The organism is Acinetobacter sp. YH12040, assembly GCF_013420005.1.
GTDB classification, from domain to species: domain Bacteria; phylum Pseudomonadota; class Gammaproteobacteria; order Pseudomonadales; family Moraxellaceae; genus Acinetobacter; species Acinetobacter amyesii.
In genome coordinates this window covers 13,340-34,298 of sequence record NZ_VOZB01000008.1, presented here as the reverse complement: position 1 = coordinate 34,298, position 20,959 = coordinate 13,340, and the positions used below count along the sequence as shown (strand labels likewise).

At 41.3% G+C, this 20,959-nt stretch carries 18 protein-coding genes; 9 read left to right on the top strand and 9 right to left on the bottom strand.

What is annotated here, in order from left to right; genetic code table 11:
* Nucleotides 1-26 precede the first annotated feature (26 nt).
* Both FTT99_RS10395 and FTT99_RS10390 read right to left on the bottom strand, forming a co-directional pair.
* Complete coding sequence (locus tag FTT99_RS10395) at nt 27-1,244, bottom strand: acetate/propionate family kinase (RefSeq protein WP_111884043.1); 1,218 nt, start codon at nt 1,242-1,244, stop codon at nt 27-29.
* A gap of 493 nt (nt 1,245-1,737) precedes the next feature.
* Complete coding sequence (locus FTT99_RS10390; RefSeq protein WP_180021062.1) at nt 1,738-3,003, bottom strand: glutamate-5-semialdehyde dehydrogenase; 1,266 nt, start codon at nt 3,001-3,003, stop codon at nt 1,738-1,740.
* A 303-nt stretch (nt 3,004-3,306) separates the two neighbouring features.
* Here FTT99_RS10390 and FTT99_RS10385 point away from each other — a divergent pair, with 303 nt between their 5' ends.
* Nucleotides 3,307-4,635 carry an alpha/beta fold hydrolase gene (locus FTT99_RS10385; protein WP_180131654.1) on the top strand — a complete coding sequence of 443 codons (1,329 nt, stop codon included), beginning with the start codon at nt 3,307-3,309 and terminating at the stop codon, nt 4,633-4,635.
* Between the two features lie 29 nt (nt 4,636-4,664).
* Here FTT99_RS10385 and FTT99_RS10380 read toward each other — a convergent pair whose 3' ends face one another.
* Both FTT99_RS10380 and nagZ read right to left on the bottom strand, forming a co-directional pair.
* Entirely contained in the window at nt 4,665-5,534 is an 870-nt protein-coding gene (locus FTT99_RS10380; RefSeq protein ID WP_180161443.1) for a class I SAM-dependent methyltransferase, read from the bottom strand.
* Nucleotides 5,535-5,664: 130 nt separating this feature from the next.
* Nucleotides 5,665-6,687: a beta-N-acetylhexosaminidase gene (nagZ, locus tag FTT99_RS10375; protein WP_180131648.1), complete on the bottom strand. Its 1,023-nt coding sequence runs from the start codon at nt 6,685-6,687 to the stop codon at nt 5,665-5,667.
* A gap of 200 nt (nt 6,688-6,887) precedes the next feature.
* On the opposite strand from nagZ, the gene FTT99_RS10370 reads away from it, so the two are divergent.
* The 7 genes from FTT99_RS10370 to FTT99_RS10340 all read left to right on the top strand — a co-directional run bounded on the left by FTT99_RS10370 (nt 6,888) and on the right by FTT99_RS10340 (nt 17,187).
* Nucleotides 6,888-9,098: a carboxy terminal-processing peptidase gene (locus FTT99_RS10370; RefSeq protein WP_180093328.1), complete on the top strand. Its 2,211-nt coding sequence runs from the start codon at nt 6,888-6,890 to the stop codon at nt 9,096-9,098.
* 437 nt (nt 9,099-9,535) lie between these two features.
* Nucleotides 9,536-11,602 (top strand): EAL domain-containing protein, encoded by a 2,067-nt coding sequence (locus FTT99_RS10365; protein ID WP_180131646.1) that lies wholly within the window; start codon nt 9,536-9,538, stop codon nt 11,600-11,602.
* A 240-nt stretch (nt 11,603-11,842) separates the two neighbouring features.
* A complete protein-coding gene (locus FTT99_RS10360) occupies nt 11,843-13,435 on the top strand; it encodes a peptide chain release factor 3 (RefSeq protein ID WP_078192693.1) in 1,593 nt (530 codons plus the stop codon).
* Between the two features lie 106 nt (nt 13,436-13,541).
* Nucleotides 13,542-14,369 carry a hypothetical protein gene (locus FTT99_RS10355; protein WP_180131644.1) on the top strand — a complete coding sequence of 276 codons (828 nt, stop codon included), beginning with the start codon at nt 13,542-13,544 and terminating at the stop codon, nt 14,367-14,369.
* 74 nt (nt 14,370-14,443) lie between these two features.
* On the top strand, nt 14,444-15,400 hold the full coding sequence (locus tag FTT99_RS10350; RefSeq protein ID WP_180161441.1) for an RsiV family protein: 957 nt from the start codon (nt 14,444-14,446) through the stop codon (nt 15,398-15,400).
* 8 nt (nt 15,401-15,408) lie between these two features.
* Nucleotides 15,409-16,230 (top strand): TatD family hydrolase, encoded by an 822-nt coding sequence (locus FTT99_RS10345; protein WP_180131639.1) that lies wholly within the window; start codon nt 15,409-15,411, stop codon nt 16,228-16,230.
* 150 nt (nt 16,231-16,380) lie between these two features.
* The gene (locus tag FTT99_RS10340) at nt 16,381-17,187 is read left to right on the top strand and encodes an enoyl-ACP reductase (RefSeq protein WP_078189642.1); all 807 of its coding nucleotides are present in this window, start codon (nt 16,381-16,383) and stop codon (nt 17,185-17,187) included.
* 161 nt (nt 17,188-17,348) lie between these two features.
* Here FTT99_RS10340 and secB read toward each other — a convergent pair whose 3' ends face one another.
* The 4 genes from secB to rsgA form a co-directional block, all read right to left on the bottom strand.
* Nucleotides 17,349-17,804 (bottom strand): protein-export chaperone SecB, encoded by a 456-nt coding sequence (gene secB / locus FTT99_RS10335; protein WP_078189641.1) that lies wholly within the window; start codon nt 17,802-17,804, stop codon nt 17,349-17,351.
* Between the two features lie 40 nt (nt 17,805-17,844).
* The gene (grxC, locus tag FTT99_RS10330; protein ID WP_078189640.1) at nt 17,845-18,099 is read right to left on the bottom strand and encodes a glutaredoxin 3; all 255 of its coding nucleotides are present in this window, start codon (nt 18,097-18,099) and stop codon (nt 17,845-17,847) included.
* Nucleotides 18,100-18,119: 20 nt separating this feature from the next.
* Nucleotides 18,120-18,527, bottom strand: a complete 408-nt coding sequence (locus tag FTT99_RS10325) for a rhodanese-like domain-containing protein (RefSeq protein WP_078189639.1) — start codon at nt 18,525-18,527, stop codon at nt 18,120-18,122.
* A 93-nt stretch (nt 18,528-18,620) separates the two neighbouring features.
* Nucleotides 18,621-19,679 (bottom strand): ribosome small subunit-dependent GTPase A, encoded by a 1,059-nt coding sequence (rsgA, locus tag FTT99_RS10320; RefSeq protein WP_180131636.1) that lies wholly within the window; start codon nt 19,677-19,679, stop codon nt 18,621-18,623.
* Between the two features lie 125 nt (nt 19,680-19,804).
* Between rsgA and orn the strand changes: the two genes are divergently transcribed.
* The gene (gene orn / locus FTT99_RS10315) at nt 19,805-20,362 is read left to right on the top strand and encodes an oligoribonuclease (RefSeq protein WP_067763591.1); all 558 of its coding nucleotides are present in this window, start codon (nt 19,805-19,807) and stop codon (nt 20,360-20,362) included.
* A gap of 56 nt (nt 20,363-20,418) precedes the next feature.
* On the opposite strand, the gene FTT99_RS10310 is transcribed toward orn, so the two are convergent.
* Nucleotides 20,419-20,859 (bottom strand): GNAT family N-acetyltransferase, encoded by a 441-nt coding sequence (locus FTT99_RS10310; protein ID WP_180131633.1) that lies wholly within the window; start codon nt 20,857-20,859, stop codon nt 20,419-20,421.
* Nucleotides 20,860-20,959: the final 100 nt, after the last annotated feature.

Sequence of the window (20,959 nt, the reverse complement as noted above, 5' to 3'; positions counted from 1 at the left end):
GAAGGCGAAGGGGCTGATGCGATTGCTTATGCAATCGCAGCTTCAGCATCAGACTTTTTTGTAGCCGACGCTGTCACCTCGTCTACAACATGCTCAGTTTCTTTGGCAATACGGCCTTCTTCATCGGTTGGAACAACCCAAATTTGTGGGCCAGTACCATGGTCAATACGACCTTCAGTACCGCGTTTTAAGTTGTCATTTAATTCTTTACTCAGGTTGAAACCAAAGTGCGGTAAGTATGAAACCGTTTTTTCACGAATGTAGGCAGAATTTTCACCAATACCACCGGTAAAGAATAAACCGTCAATACGTGGTAGACCACAGCTGAGACCTGCCAAAGATTTTGCTAAACGGTAGCAGAATACTTCAATGGCAAGTGCGGCATCTTCGTTGCCTTGTTCCGATGCTTCGATCAACGTACGCATGTCATTTGAAAGATCAGACAAACCGAGTAGGCCTGATTGGCTGTTCAGCATCTTGTCGATTTTGTAGATATCCCAACCTAAGTTGCTTGCAAGGAAGCTGTGAATACTTGGGTCAACATCACCACTACGTGTGCCCATGACCACACCTTCAAGTGGTGTTAGACCCATTGACGTATCTACAGATTGACCATTCCAAATCGCACAAGTCGAGCTACCATTGCCTAAGTGAGCAGTTAACCAGCCACCTTGTTTAAAGCTGCCTGCCAACATTGAGCCACGCTCAGATACGTAGGCATGGCTAGTACCATGGAATCCATAACGACGCACGTTATGCTGTGTGTACAAGAATTTTGGTAATGCATAACGGTATGCATGAGACGGCATCGTTTGGTGGAATGCAGTGTCAAATACGGCTACTTGCGGAAGTTCAGGGAACAAACGCATCGTTGCTTCGATACCCACCAAGTGAGCCGGGTTATGCAATGGAGCAAGTGGAGTTGCTTCACGAATACGTTCAATAATTTCTGGTGTTAAGAGCTCAGCTTTGGTTAATGTACCGCCGTGAACAACGCGGTGACCAATCGCTTGAGGATTATGGTGAGCCAAACGCTCTAAAATAGTTTCAAGGGCTTTTTCATGGTCAGCATGTGGAATAGACAGCTCAAGCGCATCACCACCTGTAGTGACCCCTTTAATACGTGCATCAGCAGAACCTAGGTTCTCGGCTAGACCAAAAATACGATCTTCACGGCGCTCAGAAACTAACGCATATTTGATAGAAGAAGATCCGCAGTTAATTACTAATACTGATGTAGACACGTTTAAATACCCGAATTCTAATTGAAATACTTATCCATAATATTGATCTGATTGCAGTTGTATTGATTGATACAATTTAGATCTGTGATGATGTTTTATCATGGGTTTTTTTATCGTCCTAGATAGACTTTAGGAGATTAGACTTAAGCACTATCGACCCTGAGCACAATAATAATTAAAATTTATCAGTTCATAGTTTTCATTTATTAATAAAATAGTCCTCAAAATTTATACGATTTAAGGGATATACATAGAACATAACATGCGTTCGCTGCGCTGTAATCCTCAAATTGTTGCAAAAAAGCAGGTAAATTTAACTTTTCTCATTCTTCTTAAGTATTTAATTGTCAAAAAATCTGTTTTCGATTCTATATCCTGTGTGTTTGCAGGCTTATATTTCAATATGTGAACCCTGGGTCTAATTTTTTAAATCACCATAAAAAAAGCTGTGCCTTTAATCAGAAAAGCACAGCTTTCGTTGTCTTATTGGGTGTTATTGGCGAATTTGACCATCACCAAATACAATCCATTTTTGAGAAGTCAGACCTTCAAGACCGACTGGACCACGTGCATGGATTTTATCGGTTGAAATACCGATCTCAGCACCAAGACCATATTCAAACCCATCTGCAAAGCGCGTTGAGGCATTAATCATCACTGAACTCGAATCTACACGCGCTAAGAACTGACGCGCCAAACTGAAGTTTTCGGTAATGATTGAGTCGGTATGGTGTGAGCCATATTTGTTGATGTGCTCAATCGCTTCATCTAGGCCTGTAACGACTTTCACTGCCAAAATCGGGCCCAAGTATTCGGTGTACCAATCTTCCTCAGTTGCAGGAACAATCGACTCACCCAAAATGCGCTGCGTTTCAGCACAGCCACGCAGTTCAACTTTTTTCTCCGCATAGAGTTCAGCAATGCGTGGTAAAAACTCTTCAGCGACATTTTCATCGACAAGTAAGGTTTCCATGGCATTACATACGCCATAACGGTGTGTTTTGGCATTAAGCGCAATAGGTAATGCTTTTTGCAAATCAGCCTGAGCTTCCACAAAAACATGGCAGTTACCATCAAGATGTTTGATGACGGGCACACGTGCTTCATTGGTGATACGTTCAATTAAGCCTTTGCCACCACGTGGTACGATTACATCGACATATTCAGGCATGGTAATTAATTGGCCAACCGCAGCACGGTCTGGGGTATTAAGCACTTGAACGGCATGTTCAGGCAAGCCAGCGGCAGTTAAGCCATGTTGAATCGCTGCTGCAATTGCTTGGTTAGATTCCAAAGCTTCAGAACCACCACGTAAAATAATCGCGTTACCTGATTTAAGCGCTAAAGATGCGGCTTCAAGGGTTACATTCGGGCGAGATTCGTAAATCATGCCGACAACACCTAGTGGCACACGCATTTTTCCTAACTGAATACCTGTCGGACGAAAGGCCATATCGGTGATTTCGCCAATCGGGTCAGTCAGTGCGATTACATCTTTTAGACCTTGAAGCATGCCTTTAAAGCGTGTGGGGGTAAGTTCTAAGCGATCAAGCAGAGCACTATCCAAGTTGTTGTTATGCGCTTTGGTCATATCCACTTGGTTGGCTGCCAAAATTGCAGTTTCACTGTTTTGTAAAGCAGTATAAATTGCTGATAAGGCATTATTTTTAGTCTGGGTAGAAGCCCCTGCGAGCACACGTGATGCTGTGCGTGCTTGCTGTCCTACCGTTTGCATGTATTGTTCAATAGACTCTTGCATAGCGGTTTGATCACTTAGAAATTTCAACTCGATATTAACAGCCTGTGACTGAACAATGAAGCACTTAAGTGCATATTCGACTGTACTTGCTGACCAGAATTAACATTTTGAAATTGTTTTTAGAGCAAAAGTAGATAAGCGGCGGGGATATCAGTTGCTTGTAAAATGAACCTCTGTATAGAATGAAACAATAGCGACATTGAAGTCGTACAAATAACGATTAAAGAGCAGGACGCTAAGTCGAGCAGAGTCTCTAAATGAATTCCTGACAATAAAAATAAGGCAGGAATGGAGGAAAGGAATATGAATTCCATTATCCAAATGGATCCCACCGTACAGGAAAGTACGCATTACAGTTTTTTCGATCTATATGACAAGCAAAGCTTTAAACAGCCTGCCAGAACGACATGGATTGATGGCTGGAAGGTCGAATATATGGCCATTGCACAACCTGAAACGATTCATCGCACCCCGATTGTTATTATTGGTGGGGCATTTCAAAACTTTAATTCCTACAAATATTGTGTCGAACAATTATTTGCGGCAGGCCCAATTATTTTAATTGATTTACCCTCCATGGGCTCAAACCAGCAAATTACCAATGTCGATACTTCGGTGTCAGCAGGGACTTTAGAGTTGGGTGATCTGGCACAGATGTTAGGCGTTTGGCTGGATATCGTCGGGCTAGAAAAAGTATCCGTGATGGGGATGTCGCTCGGTTCAGTGGTGGCTGCAGGACTGGCGGATCAACGTCCTGAATTGATTGACCGCATGATATTGATGGGCGTAATGCAAAAAACGCGTAAGAGCTGGCGCATGTTGCTTGAAGAATCCTTGCATTTGATGAAAGAACAGCGCATGGATGAATTTGGTCAAGCGGTGATTTTGTATTTGGTTAATCATGCCAAACTGGATGTGACGCGGATGTCACCGACAGCGAAGCGTTTGTTCTTTAGACAAATGGCTGAATTCACCAATACCGAACAAGAGCGTTATGACATTAACTGTAATCGTTTGCTGCGTTTGCAAGACGTGCCGATTCCACAGTGTGATGTTTTGGTGTCATGCGGGCAGTACGACAGTTTTACTTTGCCGCATGAAAATGCAGGCTTTGCCTTGCAATGTCCGAATATGCAATTTGCCATGATTGCCAATGCGGATCATTTACCGCAGTTGCAACGCCGTAAGGAAACTATGAATTTGTTTGCAACTTATCTACGCGGTGAGTCTATTCAGCAGTTGGAAGGGATCATTCCAATGAGCCGAGAGCAAATGCAAAATATCGAACGCCGTGGCGAAGCGCGGGTGAGTGTACAACAGCCATTCACGCATTTATCTCATCGACATTCAGACCTTGTGGTTGACACTCAAATTATAGATTTAAATTATTTCGGCGTGTTGCTGAATGTACAGGCTGAAATGTTGGACTGCATGCACGCATATCCTCGGGATTTGGCATTACATCTAGAAGATGAAGAAGGTGAGTTTAAAATAGAATGTCTCATCTTTGACGTTGTAGATACGCAGGTTCGCGCTTTGTTTAAGCATGGTAGTTTTGAGTTGGCGGAGCGTTTATTGCGTTTTGTACAACGCCAAAAAGAAGATGTGTTGATATTAGAAGCTGTAAGTTAAAACATGAACAACTAAAAAAAAACAGCGCTTTAGCGCTGTTTTTTTGTTTTGGCATGAACCATCCAAACCAAATCTCCACAGTGCTGCTCTGCATCGTGGAAAGGAATCACTTGTTCTTGTTGCTGTTGTGGAAAGTATAAGGCCGGCTGAACGACGTCTACTTCTTCAAATCCTGTATGACTGAAAAACTGCTGTAATTCAGCAGGGGATTGAAAATGAAAAGTAAAAGCGCTGCGAGACATGACTTTGAGTAATTTACTACTGGCCCAAATAAAACGTGCTAAACGGTTTTTAACGGGTTCTGGATAGATGTCGGTCAGATAATGTAATTCCTGAAACGAGGCGCCATATTCGGTGATCCCTTTCAATAACTTATTCAGTAGGTGTTGATCAAAATAATTAATCAGACCTTCGCTAATCACCACCAAAGGACGTTCAGGGTCAAAACTCTGAAAAATACGTTCAAAATCTTGAGTGAAAATGTCACCAGTTAAGACCTCAGGGGCATGCGGGTCAATTTGTTTGAGTGCTTGTGTTTTGATTTTTGCCATATCCGGCAAGTCGAGTTCACGATAGTCAATTTCAGGATGCTTGGTACGAAAATTCCAACCGCGCGGGGAGAGGCCACAGGCAATTTCAAGGACTTGTAGCTGAGGGTGTTGGGCAATGAGTTGATCTAAATATTGATCGATCATGGCATGGCGCTGTTTAAGCGTCGAACGCATGCTACCGCCCACATTCTTTTCTGCCCAGCTTTCTAAAGGATGGACTAAACGTGCTAAAAATTTGCCTTTACGTGTGGCAAAAACGGGATGCGAAATCCCCATGCTGTACCAAATATAGCCGGTGTAATGTGCAGTAAAGGAAATGTGTCGATGTTCCGATAAACTTTGTGTCATGTCGTCCTGACCTAATGTTGTTTTTATTGGCAATTTTTGTATAGCGCCGAAGCATTTATTTTGTCTTCATCATAAATCAAAAAGGAGCACCTTGTCGTGCTCCATTTTCTAGAATTTTGAAAGTCTTGGATTAGCAATATTGATTTTTAAAATCCACAATACGATTACGCACGTTTTGCCAGTCCGCCCCGAGTTCAATGTTTTGTCCAATCTCAATTTGTGGGATTTTTCCGCGCATACGTTCAAGACGTTCTTGATTTGGGAGAGCCAAGTTTTGAATGCCATCCAGCGCAATGCATGCAGATTCACGGTTATTACATACAAGGCCCATATCACAACCTGCATTTAATGCTGCTTGGATACGAGCATCTGCGCCGCCAGCGACACAAGCGGCTTGCATGCTTAAATCATCGGAGAATAAAACGCCATCAAATAGGAGCTCTTGACGTAAGACTTTCTGAATCCAATACGGTGAAAATCCAGCAGGATTAGGATCAATATTTTCATAAATCACATGCGCAGGCATTAAGGCATCAAGCTGTGGTTGCAGTTGAATAAAGCTTTGCATGTCTTTTTGATAGATTTCTTCATAACTACGATGGTCAATGGCAGCAGCAACATGTGAGTCTGCTTTCACCGATCCATGGCCTGGGAAATGCTTACCTGTAGATGCCATCCCCGCACGTTTCATACCTTTTAAGAAAGCACTTGCCAATGGAATAATGTCTTGCATATTTTTGGCAAAACCACGGTCACCAATCACATCACTGACATCATTTAAATCCAGCACCGGTGCAAAACTGAAATCGATGCCGACCGCAAGGACTTCGGCTGCCATCAACCAGCCACATTGTTCAGCCAGTTCAACAGCTTTTTCAGGTTCAGTTAAGTAAATTTCTCCAAACTTACCCATAGCTGGTAGGAGTGTGAAGCCTTGCTTTAAGCGTTGTACACGACCACCTTCCTGATCGACGGCAATTAAAATATCAGGACGGATTTGACGCATATGGTCGGTCAGGGCACGAACTTGTTCAGGAGATTCAATGTTGCGACCAAATAAAATCATGCCGCCAACTTGTGGTGCCTGTAATAGTTCAATATCTTCTTGGGTAAGTTCTGTGCCAGCAATGTCGAGCATTAATGCGCCAATCATATTCGGTGTCCGTGTTGGAATTTTTAAGGAAAAACAATACCTGAATTCTGCAATGATTTGCTACACTTTGTCAGCAGAGAATATGATAAAACTACACGACATAAACATATTAAGTTGTTTAAGATTTTGAATCTATTCAATTCAGGTCGAAAACCAACACGGTAATATTGGTCTTAATACCAAGGAAGTACAAATTATTTATGAAACTTCAAACATTAGCTTGTGCCGTTGCGATTGCGACAGGTGGATTCTTTTTCACTCATGTGGTGAATGACGCAATTGCTGCCAATAATACAGAAGCAGTGAGCGCGGGTACTATTCAACCCACTCAAGAACAAGCCTTGGTCTCACGTCAGCTTGCAACATTGGTAGACCGTCAACACTATTTAAATCAGCGTTTAGATGCCAATACCTCTAATCGTATTTTAGATTTTTATATTGATAGTTTAGATGCTGAACATACGTTGTTCTTGGCATCAGATATTGAAAATTATAAAAAACGTTATGGCTCAACTTTTGGTGCAAATCTCAAAGCGGGCAATTTAACAGGGCCGTATGCGATTCATGCGCAATATCGTGAGCGCTTAAAACAGTTCTACACCTATATGTTGGAAGAGCTGAAAAAGCCACAGAATTTAAATCAACCGAATAACTACATCGAAACCGATCGTGAAAAAGCGCCATTCTTTAAATCGACAGAAGAACAGCGTGCGCATTGGAATAAAATGTTGGTCTCTCAGCTGATCAACTTAACCATCAGCAAAGAAGAAGAGAAAGCCAAACAAAAAGCGTTGAAAGATGACCCAACACTGGCAAATGGTCAAGACTTAACAGGTCCTGAAGACTTAACACCTGTACAGACTTTAACCAAGCGTTATACGCGTCAGTTAGAGCGGATTAGTCGTTTAAAAAGCGATGATGTGCTTGATAAAACTCTGAATGCCATGATGCTGACGTATGATCCGCACAGTAACTATTTCCCACCTGTAGATGCGATGGAATTGAACCGTCAAACCACGCTGCAATTGGAAGGGATTGGGGTGTCGATTCGTCCTGAACGTGGCAACGAAGACTACACTAAAATTGAAACGATTGTAGAAGGTGGTCCAGCCAGCAAATCAGGACAAGTCAAGTCAGGTGATCGCATTGTTGGTGTTGCCCAAGATGGCGACAAAATGGTGGATGTGATCGGTTGGCCGAGCAATGAAATTGTCGGACTGATTCGTGGTAAACGTGGCACCAAAGTGACTCTACGTTTATTGGGTGCTGGTGCGTCCATGAATCAAGCGCGAAATGTCACAATTGTACGTGATGTGATTCAAGAAGAAGATGCAGGCGTGCGTTCACGTACCGTTGAAATTGAGCGTGATGGCAAAAAGCATAAGTTCGGTGTAATTGAAATTCCATCGTTTTACTTGAACTATCGTGCACGTCGTGCAGGTACAGACTACCGTTCTGTGTCAGAAGATACCAATAAAGCCTTAAAAACTTTAGATGCGCAAAATGTTGAAGGCATCATCATTGACTTACGTAACAACCCTGGTGGCTCACTTGAAGAAGTGGCACGTATGCTTGGTCAAGTGATTAAATCAGGTCCAGTGGTGCAAATCCGTGATGGCAATGGCAATGTCAGCGTGTTTGAAGATGATGATGGGGGCGCGCAAACTTATGCTGGTCCATTGGCAGTATTGATTAACTTGGCTTCGGCGTCTGCGAGTGAAATTTATTCTGCTGCGATTCAAGACTATGAACGTGGTGTGGTGATTGGTAGCACCACAACGGGTAAAGGAACAGCGCAGGTACAACTTGACTCTTTAGCCTATGGTCAAGCAACCTTAACGCAACGTAAATTTTACCGCGTGACTGGCGGCAGTACCCAAAATAAAGGGGTCGTGCCTGATATTAAGTTGGTTGATATTTACAATGAAGAGTTTGGTGAACGTAAAGCGAAAAATGCTTTACAGTGGGATACCATTCCTACAGCACCGTTTAAACGTGAAGGCTCGATCCAAGCCTATGTTCCCGATTTGATTAAGTCATCTCAGCAACGTGTCAGCATTGATCCGCAATTTAAATATTTAGAGCAACGTACTGCGATTGCGAAAAAGACAGAAGAGCAAAAGCGTGTGGTGCTTGACTTAGCGAAGCGTAAAGCCGAGCTGTTGGCACTAGAGCAAAAGTCTTTGGATGCTGAAAATCAGCGTCGTAAAGTGGTGGGTCAAAAACCTTATGCCAACTGGGAAAGCTACCAAGCGTCTATGGATGCATTGGTGGAGGCACGTGCAAAAATGAAGGCAAACCAACGTCCAGCACTGCCTGAAGAAGAAGTCTTTGTGACGGAAGCAGCAAACGTGCTAATGGACTATGCCAAATTACAAGGCAAAACGCATACAACAACAGCCAAAAAGTAAGTAATTCATCCATAAATAACATTGAGATGATTGCTTGAGTTTTTGACAGAAAAGATGAATTTATCCATTGAGAAATAGCGAGCTACGGCTCGCTATTTTTTTGTGAGTAGGGCGGTGTTCGATTTAAATCTAGAAAGCAATCTATAAATGATTCTAACTTATTCATTTTATTATGATTAGACACTGTTCTAAAATAATAAACACCTGATGCAATTTTTATCAAAAGTTTAAGTTTTAGTGAACTTCATCAAGCTTTATTTTTTTTAAATTAATCAGTTGCTTAAAATCTTGAAAGAAAGACTTGACCATTATCGTAGACTAATAGATTCTAAGAGGAAATAAGTAAGTAATTGAAAATGTAACAAGTTAAAGGGAAGAGATAGATTGGGTAATTCGGTTAAAGAAAGTGCCACGATAACCTAAGCGGAACGCTTGATATGACCCATATTCAATATGATTACAATCTGGTCGTTGGTTCAATCGTAGTTGCATTATTAAGTTGTTACTTAGCTGTTTCACTCGAACAAATGTTGTTCCGTGGAACACGACCAAGATATGAAAATGTCATTTTATTATTCAGCGGTGCAATTTTAGGTGCTGCGATTTGGTGCATGCATTTTGTAGGCATGATGGCCAGCCATTTACCTTCAAATCATAGTTTTGATACTAGTCTGACCCTAACATCTTATTTTATCGCCTTTGTCGCGTCCACTTTTGCCGTGTGGTTAACCACACGACTGACGCTACCATTTCCTCGTTTAATTTTAGGCTCAGTTTTAATGGGGCTAGGCATTTCCGGAATGCATTACACGGGGATGCTGAGTTTAGACGTTCAGGGTTATGAGCAACGATACGAACCTTTAATTGTTATCTGTTCAATTTTAGTTGCGATCTGTGGCTCGTGTTTGGCATTTTGGCTAACGTTTAAAAATAAATACTCGCCAAAACGTAACATCATGAATGCCTTTGTTGCGGTCATGCTGACTTTTAGCATTGTCGCTATGCATTATATTGGTATGGCAGCTGTTGATTTTGTACCGCTAAACTCGATGGATATATTGGTTGCGGCTCAAATTAACCATAATTTATTGCTATTTATTGTCTTATTTGTCACCAGTTTATTGTTGATGGCGGCCTTTAGCGTTGCAGTACTTGAGCAACGTTTAGAACATCGCAGTTTGCAGTTGATGCGCGCAAATCGAGAACTGGCCAATCAAGCGGTACAGGACAATTTGACCCGTTTACCTAATCGACTATTTTTGGCTGAATATGCACATTTTCTATTTACAGAGCATCGCTTAAGACAAGATAAAATTGCTTTTATTTATATTGATATCGACCGTTTTAAAGCGGTCAATGATGTGTTTGGACACCATGTGGGTGATCAACTACTAATTCAAATTGCCACACGCATTCACCGTTTAATTAATGATCAAGCCAAATTGCTACGAATCGGTGGGGACGAGTTTCTGATTGTGCTTGAGTCGGCAAGCAATGACTCTGCCACAGCAATGTCTGAAAAAATATTGGAATTGATGCAAGAAAGCTTTTTGATTGCAGGTAAGGAAATTAACATTTCAGGCAGTATTGGTATTGCGATGTACCCTGAACATGGTGCGAACTTACAAGACCTACTGATCAATGCAGACACCGCAATGCTGAGTTCGAAGTATCAGGGGCGTAATACCTATTCATTTTTTAATTATACTGCCGACCAATTTGAAGAAAAAAGTCAGACGAAACTGATCAATGATTTATATAAAGCGGTAGAAGAACAGCAATTTATTTTATTTTATCAGCCAAAATTTAATGCCGTTGATCGTGAAATTTGTGGGGTTGAGGCCTTAATTCGTTGGAATCATCCAACTCTAGGTATGCTGACGCCAAATAAGTTTATCAATGGTGCAGAAAAAACTGGACTGATTATTGCCATGGGCTATTGGGCGCTTGAAGAAGCCTGTAAGCAAATTCAGCACTGGGAAAAGCTGAATATGCCGCTGTATCCGATTGCGGTCAATTTATCAGCGATTCAGTTTGAGCATAAACATTTATTTAGTACCTTAGAGTCGCTTTTTGCAAGGTATGAAATTAACCCATCAAATTTAATTATTGAAATTACCGAGTCAACAGCTATGCATCATATCGATGCCAGTATCTTGACTTTTGAACATTTGAGAAAGATGGGAATTAAAGTTGCGATTGATGACTTTGGTACGGGACATTCAAGTTTCTTGTATTTAAAAGAACTGCCTGTAGATGAACTGAAAATTGACCGTGAGTTTATCCGCAATTTGAGCGTCGGCTCTAAAGAAGAAATTATTTTAGAAAGTATTATTCACTTGGCAATTCGACTGGGTTTAACGGTCACTGCAGAAGGTGTAGAGACAGAACAACAAGCAGAAATTTTAAAACGTTTAGGTTGCCAACAGTTGCAGGGATATTTGTTAGGAATGCCGATGCCAGTGGCACAGCTTGAAGAACGCATGAAAATGAAAGTTGAATAAAGTCCTCGTAGTCTGATCGCATTGCCAATGAGTGAGAAAAAAAGACAGAGAAATGCTTTATATCGTCGATAAAAACAGGTCGTCATCCAATGTAAAACATCAAGACACACCACGCTAAGATTTTGACTCAACCCGATGTGGTTGATTATTTTTAATGGTCAATCTGATACAATATCGCCAATTTTCCATATTGATCAGATCTGATCTTTTGCACTGCGAGTTTTGCAGTAGGTGTCTTTCATGAGTTTTAAAGAAGAATTAGCGACACAGGTCGCTCAGCGACGTACTTTCGCTATTATTTCCCACCCCGATGCCGGTAAAACCACAATGACAGAAAAACTGTTGTTATGGGGACAGGCGATTCAGGTTGCAGGTATGGTAAAAAGCCGTAAATCTGATCGTGCGGCAACGTCTGACTGGATGGAAATGGAAAAAGAACGTGGTATTTCGATCACCACTTCTGTTATGCAGTTCCCGTTTAAAGACAAGATGATTAACTTGCTCGACACCCCAGGGCATGAAGACTTTTCTGAAGATACCTACCGTACATTAACCGCTGTTGACTCTGCGCTTATGGTGATTGATGGTGCAAAAGGTGTCGAAGACCGTACGATCAAATTGATGGAAGTGTGTCGTATGCGCGACACGCCGATTATTTCATTCGTCAACAAAATGGACCGTGAAATTCGTGAGCCATTAGAACTGCTTGATGAAATCGAAAACGTTTTAAAAATTAAATGTGTTCCGATTACTTGGCCATTAGGCACAGGTCGTGACTTTGCCGGTGTATTTAACCTACTCGAAGAAAAATTCTACGTTTATAAGGCAGGTTTCGGTTCAACAATTACGGATATTGAAGTCCGTGATGGCTATGACTATGCAGATTTGCGTGAAAAAGTCGGTGATCTCGCTTGGGCTGCATTTGAAGAATCATTGGAATTGGTTCAAATGGCCAATGAACCTTTAGACCGTGATGAATTTTTGGCAGGTCGTCAAACGCCAGTGTTGTTTGGTACGGCACTCGGTAACTTTGGTGTCGACCATGTGTTGGATGCATTTAGTCAATATGCGCCTGAACCTAAAGCACATCCGACGCAAGACCGTAAAGTTGAAGCGACTGAAGAAGGCTTCACAGGTTTCGTCTTTAAAATTCAAGCCAATATGGATCCAAAACACCGTGACCGTATTGCATTCATGCGTATCTGTTCAGGTAAGTATGAAAAAGGCTTAAAAATGAAACATGTGCGTCTAGGTAAAGATGTGCGTATTAGTGATGCTTTAACGTTCCTTGCTGGTGACCGTCAGCACCTTGAAGAAGCATGGCCGGGCGACATTATCGGTTTGCATAACCATGGTACGATTCAGATCGGCGATACCTTCACTTCGGGTGAAGATTTACACTTTACCGGTATTCCTCACTTCGCCCCTGAAATGTTCCGTCGCGTGCGTTTAAAAGATCCTTTGAAGTCAAAACAGCTACAAAAAGGCTTAAAAGAACTTTCAGAAGAAGGTGCAACTCAGGTCTTTATGCCGCAAAACAGTAACGATTTAATCGTGGGTGCTGTGGGTGTACTTCAGTTTGAAGTTGTGGCTTATCGTCTGAAAGAAGAATACAAAGTTGATTGTATTTACGAGCCTGTAAGTATCAATACCGTACGTTGGGTATCGTGTGATGACGAGAAAAAATTCAACGAATTTAAGAAAAAAGCACACGACCAATTGTCTGTCGATGGCGGTGGTCATTTAACTTATCTTGCACCAAGTCGTGTGAATTTACAGTTAATGCAAGAACGTTATCCGGATATCGTGTTCAGCAATACACGTGAACACTAAGTTGTTCTTTTACAGAAATAAAACAGCTTCTTCGTGAAGCTGTTTTATTTTGTGGTAGAGTTTTTAAATCCATACATTACGCAATCATTTGGTCGTTTAGGACATCATGAAAATATTCAAGGATGCTACAGTTTTTGCACTTTTGGGGAGTGTTTTGCTGCTCAGTGCATGTGATTCAGGAAAAGAAAACAAAGCGACAAAGCCGGCCGATGATGGCGCTTCTGAAGCGGTCGTGATCAATCCAGATGTTTTGCCCTATTTAAATATTCGAGAGCAAGCAGCAAAAATTGCCAAACCGTTTTGTGAAAATAAAAGTTGTATTGATTTAGAGATACAAACCATTCAGACCGTAGATACGTGGTTGAATGGTTGGATTGAAAAAAATCAGGCCAGCGTCGTACAAGATCAGATTGCATTAAAGCAAAATATGAATCTCCAACAAGCCGTCGATGCGTATGTGAAAAAATCAGATGCTTGGCAGGCAGAGTTTAAAACCAATAAAGCCTATGAATTGGCCATGTACACACGAGTTCCTTATCAACGTAATCAATATGTGTTGCTGCAAATCGGTGTTGATACCAAACAGGAAAATATCACGGTCAAAGAGCGGTATTATTTTTTTGTGGCAGACCGCCGTGCGAAAAAGAATCTTAAACCTTTAGATATTATTGATGCAAAGCAACAGCAAAATATGGATGCTATTGTGCAGCAAGCCTATACCAAATGGTTAGATGAACAAGAGGTAGATGTCAAAAAATCGGCACCGAAAAAACTCTATTGGGGCCAAGCAGATTGGTTCTTTGATCAAGAAGGTGTCGGTTTGCATTATCGTACAGATGAAATTGTCAAAGATAGTAAACAACTGGATATTTATCTCAGCAAAGCGCAAACACAACAAGTATTGAAAGCTGACGTTTATCAGCATATGTTCTAATCAACGAAAGTATTTAATTTGATAAGATATTTACCAAAATAAATATCAATTATTCAAAATGAAAGGTTGAAGCAATGGTGCAAAAAAATAAAATTTGGGCAAGCTCAATATTGGCAGTTTCTGTTGCATTCACGGCGTGTCAGCCACAACAAGCTGAACCTGAAAAAAAGCCAGATCAAGCAAAAACTGAACAGCCAGATTTGAGTGCAAAACTGATTGGTGATGCGGAAAAATTACAACTGAATTTACCTGAATGTGATGGCGGGGTCTGTCCTGAAATTTCAGTTGAACGCTTAAACAGTAATCAAGCCTTTATTGATGACTTTATTGATGCGGAAATTCTAAAACAGTTAGGTGAAATTCTATCTGTATCGCCTTTAGAAGATAAGACGCTGAGTACTGATGCTCCCGCTGCAAGTGAAGTTCCTGCAGCGTCTGAAGCAAAATCTGCTTTGGCAAATGTTGAAACGCCCAAATTAAAATTGGAAAAAGCCACGCAGCCTTACATGCAAGCGTTCTTAAAGTTAGATAAAGAATTGAAATCTTTAAGTGCCAATCAGCAAATCAGTTTGATGATTAAACCTAAAATATTAAATGCTGAAAAACCCTTGGCAACAGTGGTTTTAAATACCAGTTCATATTTAGGTGGAGCGCATGGTTCTTCTGCACAGCAATATTATAACTTCGATTTAAGCACTCAAAAATTGGTGCAGCTCAACGACATATTATTGCCAAATCAACGTGCTGAGCTTGAAAAGCGGGGCTATGAAGTATTTAAAACTTGGGTGAAAGATGCCAAGTTGGCAGACAATATTCAAGAATACGAACAGATTTGGAAATTTAAACTGTCTGATAATTTTTATCTGAGTCAGCAAGGTTTAATTTTGCAATATGCCGAATATGAAATTGGGCCGTATGTGGTGGGTTTACCACGTTTGACCATTCCGTATGATCAATTGCAAAGTGTATTGAAAAAGCAATATCTACCTCCAGTTGAAGCTGTTGAAGCCTCAGCCGCAAAAGCAAATTAATTAGTTCAATGACTTACTCACTGTTTGATACGCATACGCATTTTGATGTTCCCGATTTTGACGCTGATCGGGAACAGTTGGCGTATGCTGCCAAACAAGCGGGTGTCGATGCGTTAGTATTGATTGGTTTTGTACAGTCACGTTTTCACAATTTGCTGCAAACCCAAGGGTTTTTAGCTCGTTTATCCAATGCTCCCAAAAGCTATTTAGCCCCCGGCTTACATCCGTTTTATATTGAGCAACATCGTACAGAACATTTGTTCGATGTGGAACAGCTGCTAAAACAGCATGATTGTGTCGCTATCGGTGAAATAGGTTTAGATACCTTTTTGAAACAGCATAAACAGCCCGAACTTTTTCAAAAGCAGCAGCAGTATTTTTCCGCACAGCTTGAATTAGCACAGCAGTTTGATAAACCCATTTTGCTGCATATTCGCAAATCCCATGCGGAGGTGCTTTCGATGTTGAAAAAGCATCAATTTAAGCTCGGTGGTATTGCACATGCATTTAGTGGTGGTGTTGAAGAAGCGAAGGCATTTACCAAGCTAGGTTTTAAAATTGGTGTAACAGGGCAAATCACCAATCCTAATGCAAAAAAATTACATCAAGTGGTTCAGACTTTGGGTGTAGATCATTTGGTCTTAGAAACTGACTGTCCAGATATGACTCCCTTATGTTGTCAGCATTCAACGGAAGGGCGTACCCGTAATACGCCGGTCAATTTACCCTATGTATTGCAGGGGCTAGCTCAGAGCTTAAACCGTACTGAATCTGAGATTGCAGATATATTATGGAAAAATTCATTACAAGCATTGCATCTGGACGCTTAAGCGGCAACAAATATGACGCCGCTTGATTGAATCTGGTTTTATTCGCATCGTGCGTGCAATGATGGTTTTCTAAAAAAAGGCGCATTATGCAATTTCTAAAATGCTTTAGACTTGGCATTATGCTGTTAAATTATTTTGAGTGAGTTTTACATGGCACAAGGACTATTGGCTGGCAAACGCTTTTTAATCGCGGGTATTGCAAGTAAGTTATCAATCGCATTTGGTATTGCGCAAGCTTTACATCGCGAAGGTGCAGAACTGGCTTTTACATATCCAAATGAAAAATTAAAAAAACGTGTAGATGATTTTGCTGAACAATTTGGTTCAACTTTAGTTTTCCCATGTGATGTCGCAGTAGACGCTGAAATTGATACCGCTTTTGCTGAACTTGCTAAACATTGGGATGGTCTAGATGGTGTTGTGCATTCAATTGGTTTTGCACCGGCACATACTTTAGATGGCGATTTCACTGATATTACCGACCGTGAAGGTTTTAAAATTGCTCACGACATCAGCGCATATAGCTTTATTGCGATGGCTCGTGCGGCAAAACCTTTATTGGCTGCACGTCAAGGTTGCTTATTGACGCTGACTTACCAAGGTTCTGAACGCGTAATGCCAAACTATAACGTTATGGGTATGGCAAAAGCGTCACTAGAAGCAGGCGTACGTTATTTGGCAACAAGTCTTGGTGCTGAAGGTATTCGTGTAAATGCGATTTCAGCAGGTCCGATTCGTACCTTAGCGGCTTCAGGGATTAAATCTTTCCGTAAAATGTTAGACCTAAATGAAAAAGTCGCACCACTTAAACGCAATGTCACCATTGAAGATGTAGGTAATGCAGCATTATTCCTTTGCTCGCCTTGGGCAAATGGTATTACAGGTGAAATTCTGTATGTTGATGCAGGCTTTAATACTGTAGGTATGAGCGCTGATCTAATGGCAGATGCTGAGTAATTCTCTTTAAGTTCCCTCTCCCTTTGGGAGAGGGCTAGGGTGAGGGAATAAAAACCTCTCCCCTTGGAAACAGTGTTTCTCATCTCCTGGAAGGAGAGGGAATAAATAAAGCATAAAAAAAGACCGCAAAAGCGGTCTTTTTTAGATTTGAAGATAAGCGATTAAGCTTGGCCTTCAGCAGCCGTTTGCGCACGTTGCAAATTCGCTTCGAATTCAGCATCGAAGTTAATTGGTGTAAGCAATAATTGTGGGAAGCTGCCTTTAGTAACCATATCGTTCACAGCTTCACGTAGGAATGGGAACAAGATATTTGGGCAGTAAGCACCAAGAATGTAAGGAAGACGTTCTTCTTCAACGCTATCGATCAGGAAGATACCTGCTTGAGTAACGTCAACGATAAATGCAGTGTCACCCGCATTGTTCGCTTGAACGACAACTTTCAGTGAAACTTCGAAGTGTGTTGGATCAACTTTTTCTGCAGAAGAAGAAAGGTTGATATTTAGTTCAGGCTGCCATTCTTTAGTAAATACTTGAGCCCCAGGTACTTCGAAAGAAATATCTTTAGTATAAATACGCTCTAATGCCAATTGTGGTTGAGCTTGTTGTTCTTCACTCATTGTTTATTCCTTAATATGAGGTGACGATTTATGTTTAAAATTAAGATAGCATGCCGTCGAGTTTGCCTTCACGCTCTAAAGCATAAAGTTGGTCAAAACCGCCAATAAACTGATCATTAATAAAAATTTGAGGAACGGTACGGTGGTTGGTGCGTTGCATCAATTCAACACGTACTTCAGGCGCTTCATTTGATAAATTAATTTCTTTATAAGCCACGCCTTTACGCTCTAGGAGCTGTTTTGCACGAATGCAGTAAGGACATACAGTTGTTGAATAAATCGTAACTTCAGCCATGTTAATCTCCTAAGAAGCGCTTATTTGCTTTTAACTAGAGGTAAGCCTTGAGCTTTCCAGTTGCTAATGCCGCCGTCTAAACGGTATGCATCTGCATGACCGACTTGTTGCAATGCAGAACCTGCCACTTGACCAAGGTTACATACAAAAACCAACGGGCGATCAGAAGTTTTTAACTCTTCAATGTGTTTTGTAATTTGGCTATATGGAATATTACGGCTACCGCTAATATGACCTTCGCGGAAGTCTTTCGCATCACGTAAGTCAATCAATTGAGCATTTTTAGCTTTAACTAAAATCCCTAAAGATTGAGGTGAAATTTTGCGACCATTACGCTGGCCTTCAAGAATAAAGAACAGCACGACCAATACAGCCAGCGTTCCAAATAAGAAGGGGTGATTCCCCATAAATTCGAACCAACGTTCCACAATTCACCTAACTACAATTTTAAATTGCCAAGAGTATAGCCCATAAATATGGTGATCAAAATCACCCCTTCAAGGGCATGAACAGAATAAAAATTAATTTTTTTGCTGCGCTTCCGTGATTTCGTCGATCAGACGTAAATAACTGTCTAATCGACGCGGTAAAATTTCGCCATTTTGAGCCGCCATTCTAAGCGCACATTGCTTTTCATGTTTATGCGTACAGTTACGGAACTGGCAATAGCCCAAATGTGACTCGATCTCAGGGAAACCTTGTTGAACTTTTTCCAATTCTAGGTGCCATAAACCAAATTCACGAATTCCCGGGGAATCAATCAATGCAGAACCTTCACCAAACGCAATTAAGCGCGTAGACGTGGTGGTGTGCTGACCGAGCGCGGAGTTTTCCGAAATAATATTGGTTTTTTGCGCAGCATCCGGAACAATGGCATTAATTAAAGTGCTCTTACCAACCCCAGACTGACCTACAAATGCGACAGTTTCACCAGAAAGTCGAGCAGAAAGTGTGCTTAAGTCACCATCGGATTGGGTTTGCATGACCTCATAGCCCAAGTCACGATATTCTTGTAATAGCGTTAAGATCGGATCGTTGTCTTTAAGTAAGTCTGATTTATTTAAGACCAATAATGCTGGAATATCGGCAGCTGCACAGGCCACTAAATAGCGGTCAATCAGGCCTGGCGCTGGCTCAGGAAGTGGTGCAAATACAATCACAATCAGGCTGACATTGGCTGCGACAGGTTTCACTTTGTGATAACGGTCAGGGCGTGTCAGTAAAGATTGGCGTGGATGAATCGCGGTAATAATCCCTAAACCTGTGATCGGGTCAGCTTGCCATTTGACACGGTCACCCGTCACCAATAATTCGAGATTGGTACGGGTATGGCAGCGCCAAACACTGCCTAATTCGATGGGTTTCCAATGTGGTTCAGGTTCACCAGCTTGCACAATAGGTTTTTCAGGATGTTGGTCGGGTGTAGACAGCGCTTGAACTTCAAGTTGACGACCATAATGTTGGACGACCAAGCCTTCCAAATCTGCAGAAGTATCGATTTCTTCCTGACGAGATTTATGTTGCTTCTGAATGCGACGTTGCTGCTGTTCAGTCAGTCGGCGCTTACGAATTAAAGCCATTCATATCCTAAAAAACCGTGAAAACTAGATGGCAAAAATAGCATGAAAGCAGGGTCTATTTACAGCGCAAGCCCAATAAATTTGCTACTATGTTCATTTTTACAGCCTAATAAGATTGCACATTTATGAGCAGCACACCTGATACACGCCTGATTTGGATTGACCTTGAAATGACAGGTCTAGATACAGATAACGACCAGATTATTGAAGTTGCAACAATTGTGACGGATGATAATTTAAATATTCTGGCGGAAGGGCCTGTGCTTGCGGTACATCAGTCTGACCGTGTGCTCAATGCAATGGATGAATGGAATACTCGCCAACATGGTCAATCAGGCCTAATCGAACGTGTACGTCGTAGTAAATTGACAGCACAAGATGCTGAACAGCAAACTTTAGAATTTTTGAAAAAATGGGTGAATCCAAAATCATCACCAATGTGTGGTAACTCAATTTGCCAAGATCGTCGTTTCTTGCATCGTTTGATGCCTGAAATGGAACAATACTTCCACTACCGTAATCTCGATGTATCATCAGTGAAAGAATTGGCGAAACGCTGGCGCCCAGAGATCATGGGTGGCTTGAAAAAGAATGCTTCACATTTAGCGATGGATGATATCCGAGACTCGATTGCAGAGCTCAAATACTACCGTGAATATTTCTTTATTATGAATAAAGACTAAGGTTGTAAGATCGAAAAAGAGGCGAAAGCCTCTTTTTTTTATCCGAGATATTTTCTCTATCGTTGATAGATGTTGGCTTGATGAATCTCGAGAAAACTTGCAGGCTGAGCCAAATCAGTGAAGCCAAATTGACGATATAGACCATGTGCATCCGCCGTTGCAAGTAACATGCGTCTTAGATCTGCGGCGCCACATTTTTCAAATAAAGTACTCACAATTAATTTTGAATAGCCTTTGCCTCGATGCTCATCGGCGACATAAATATCGGCTAAATAAGCAAAAGTTGCATAATCCGTAATAGCACGACCAAAACCGATGAGTTCATCATCGAGAAGTAGAGCCACGGCCAAAGAGTTTTCAATCGCTTTTTTCACCACATTTTTCGGAATATCTTTTGACCAATAGGTATGGCTTAAAAAGCGATGCACGGTGTCTAAATCCATTTCATTTTTGTCATCGGTAATTTTTAAATTATTTGGCAGAGGATGGATGTCCATGGCAATACACACTTGAGTTTTAGATTTATGGTTATACTTTTTAAAGCAGACCTCCGTTCACTGTAAATGTTTATTTTGATGGATTTAGACCTGATGCGAA

Bases quoted from the DNA above. Each gene is read 5' to 3' on its own strand.
- FTT99_RS10390 (WP_180021062.1), bottom strand. From the start codon at position 3,003: ATGCAAGAGTCTATTGAACAATACATGCAAACGGTAGGACAGCAAGCA.
- FTT99_RS10385 (WP_180131654.1), top strand. From the start codon at position 3,307: ATGAATTCCATTATCCAAATGGATCCCACCGTACAGGAAAGTACGCAT.
- FTT99_RS10380 (WP_180161443.1), bottom strand. From the start codon at position 5,534: ATGACACAAAGTTTATCGGAACATCGACACATTTCCTTTACTGCACAT.
- nagZ (WP_180131648.1), bottom strand. From the start codon at position 6,687: ATGATTGGCGCATTAATGCTCGACATTGCTGGCACAGAACTTACCCAA.
- FTT99_RS10370 (WP_180093328.1), top strand. From the start codon at position 6,888: ATGAAACTTCAAACATTAGCTTGTGCCGTTGCGATTGCGACAGGTGGA.
- FTT99_RS10365 (WP_180131646.1), top strand. From the start codon at position 9,536: ATGACCCATATTCAATATGATTACAATCTGGTCGTTGGTTCAATCGTA.
- FTT99_RS10360 (WP_078192693.1), top strand. From the start codon at position 11,843: ATGAGTTTTAAAGAAGAATTAGCGACACAGGTCGCTCAGCGACGTACT.
- FTT99_RS10355 (WP_180131644.1), top strand. From the start codon at position 13,542: ATGAAAATATTCAAGGATGCTACAGTTTTTGCACTTTTGGGGAGTGTT.
- FTT99_RS10350 (WP_180161441.1), top strand. From the start codon at position 14,444: ATGGTGCAAAAAAATAAAATTTGGGCAAGCTCAATATTGGCAGTTTCT.
- FTT99_RS10345 (WP_180131639.1), top strand. From the start codon at position 15,409: ATGACTTACTCACTGTTTGATACGCATACGCATTTTGATGTTCCCGAT.
- FTT99_RS10340 (WP_078189642.1), top strand. From the start codon at position 16,381: ATGGCACAAGGACTATTGGCTGGCAAACGCTTTTTAATCGCGGGTATT.
- secB (WP_078189641.1), bottom strand. From the start codon at position 17,804: ATGAGTGAAGAACAACAAGCTCAACCACAATTGGCATTAGAGCGTATT.
- grxC (WP_078189640.1), bottom strand. From the start codon at position 18,099: ATGGCTGAAGTTACGATTTATTCAACAACTGTATGTCCTTACTGCATT.
- rsgA (WP_180131636.1), bottom strand. From the start codon at position 19,679: ATGGCTTTAATTCGTAAGCGCCGACTGACTGAACAGCAGCAACGTCGC.
- orn (WP_067763591.1), top strand. From the start codon at position 19,805: ATGAGCAGCACACCTGATACACGCCTGATTTGGATTGACCTTGAAATG.
- FTT99_RS10310 (WP_180131633.1), bottom strand. From the start codon at position 20,859: ATGGACATCCATCCTCTGCCAAATAATTTAAAAATTACCGATGACAAA.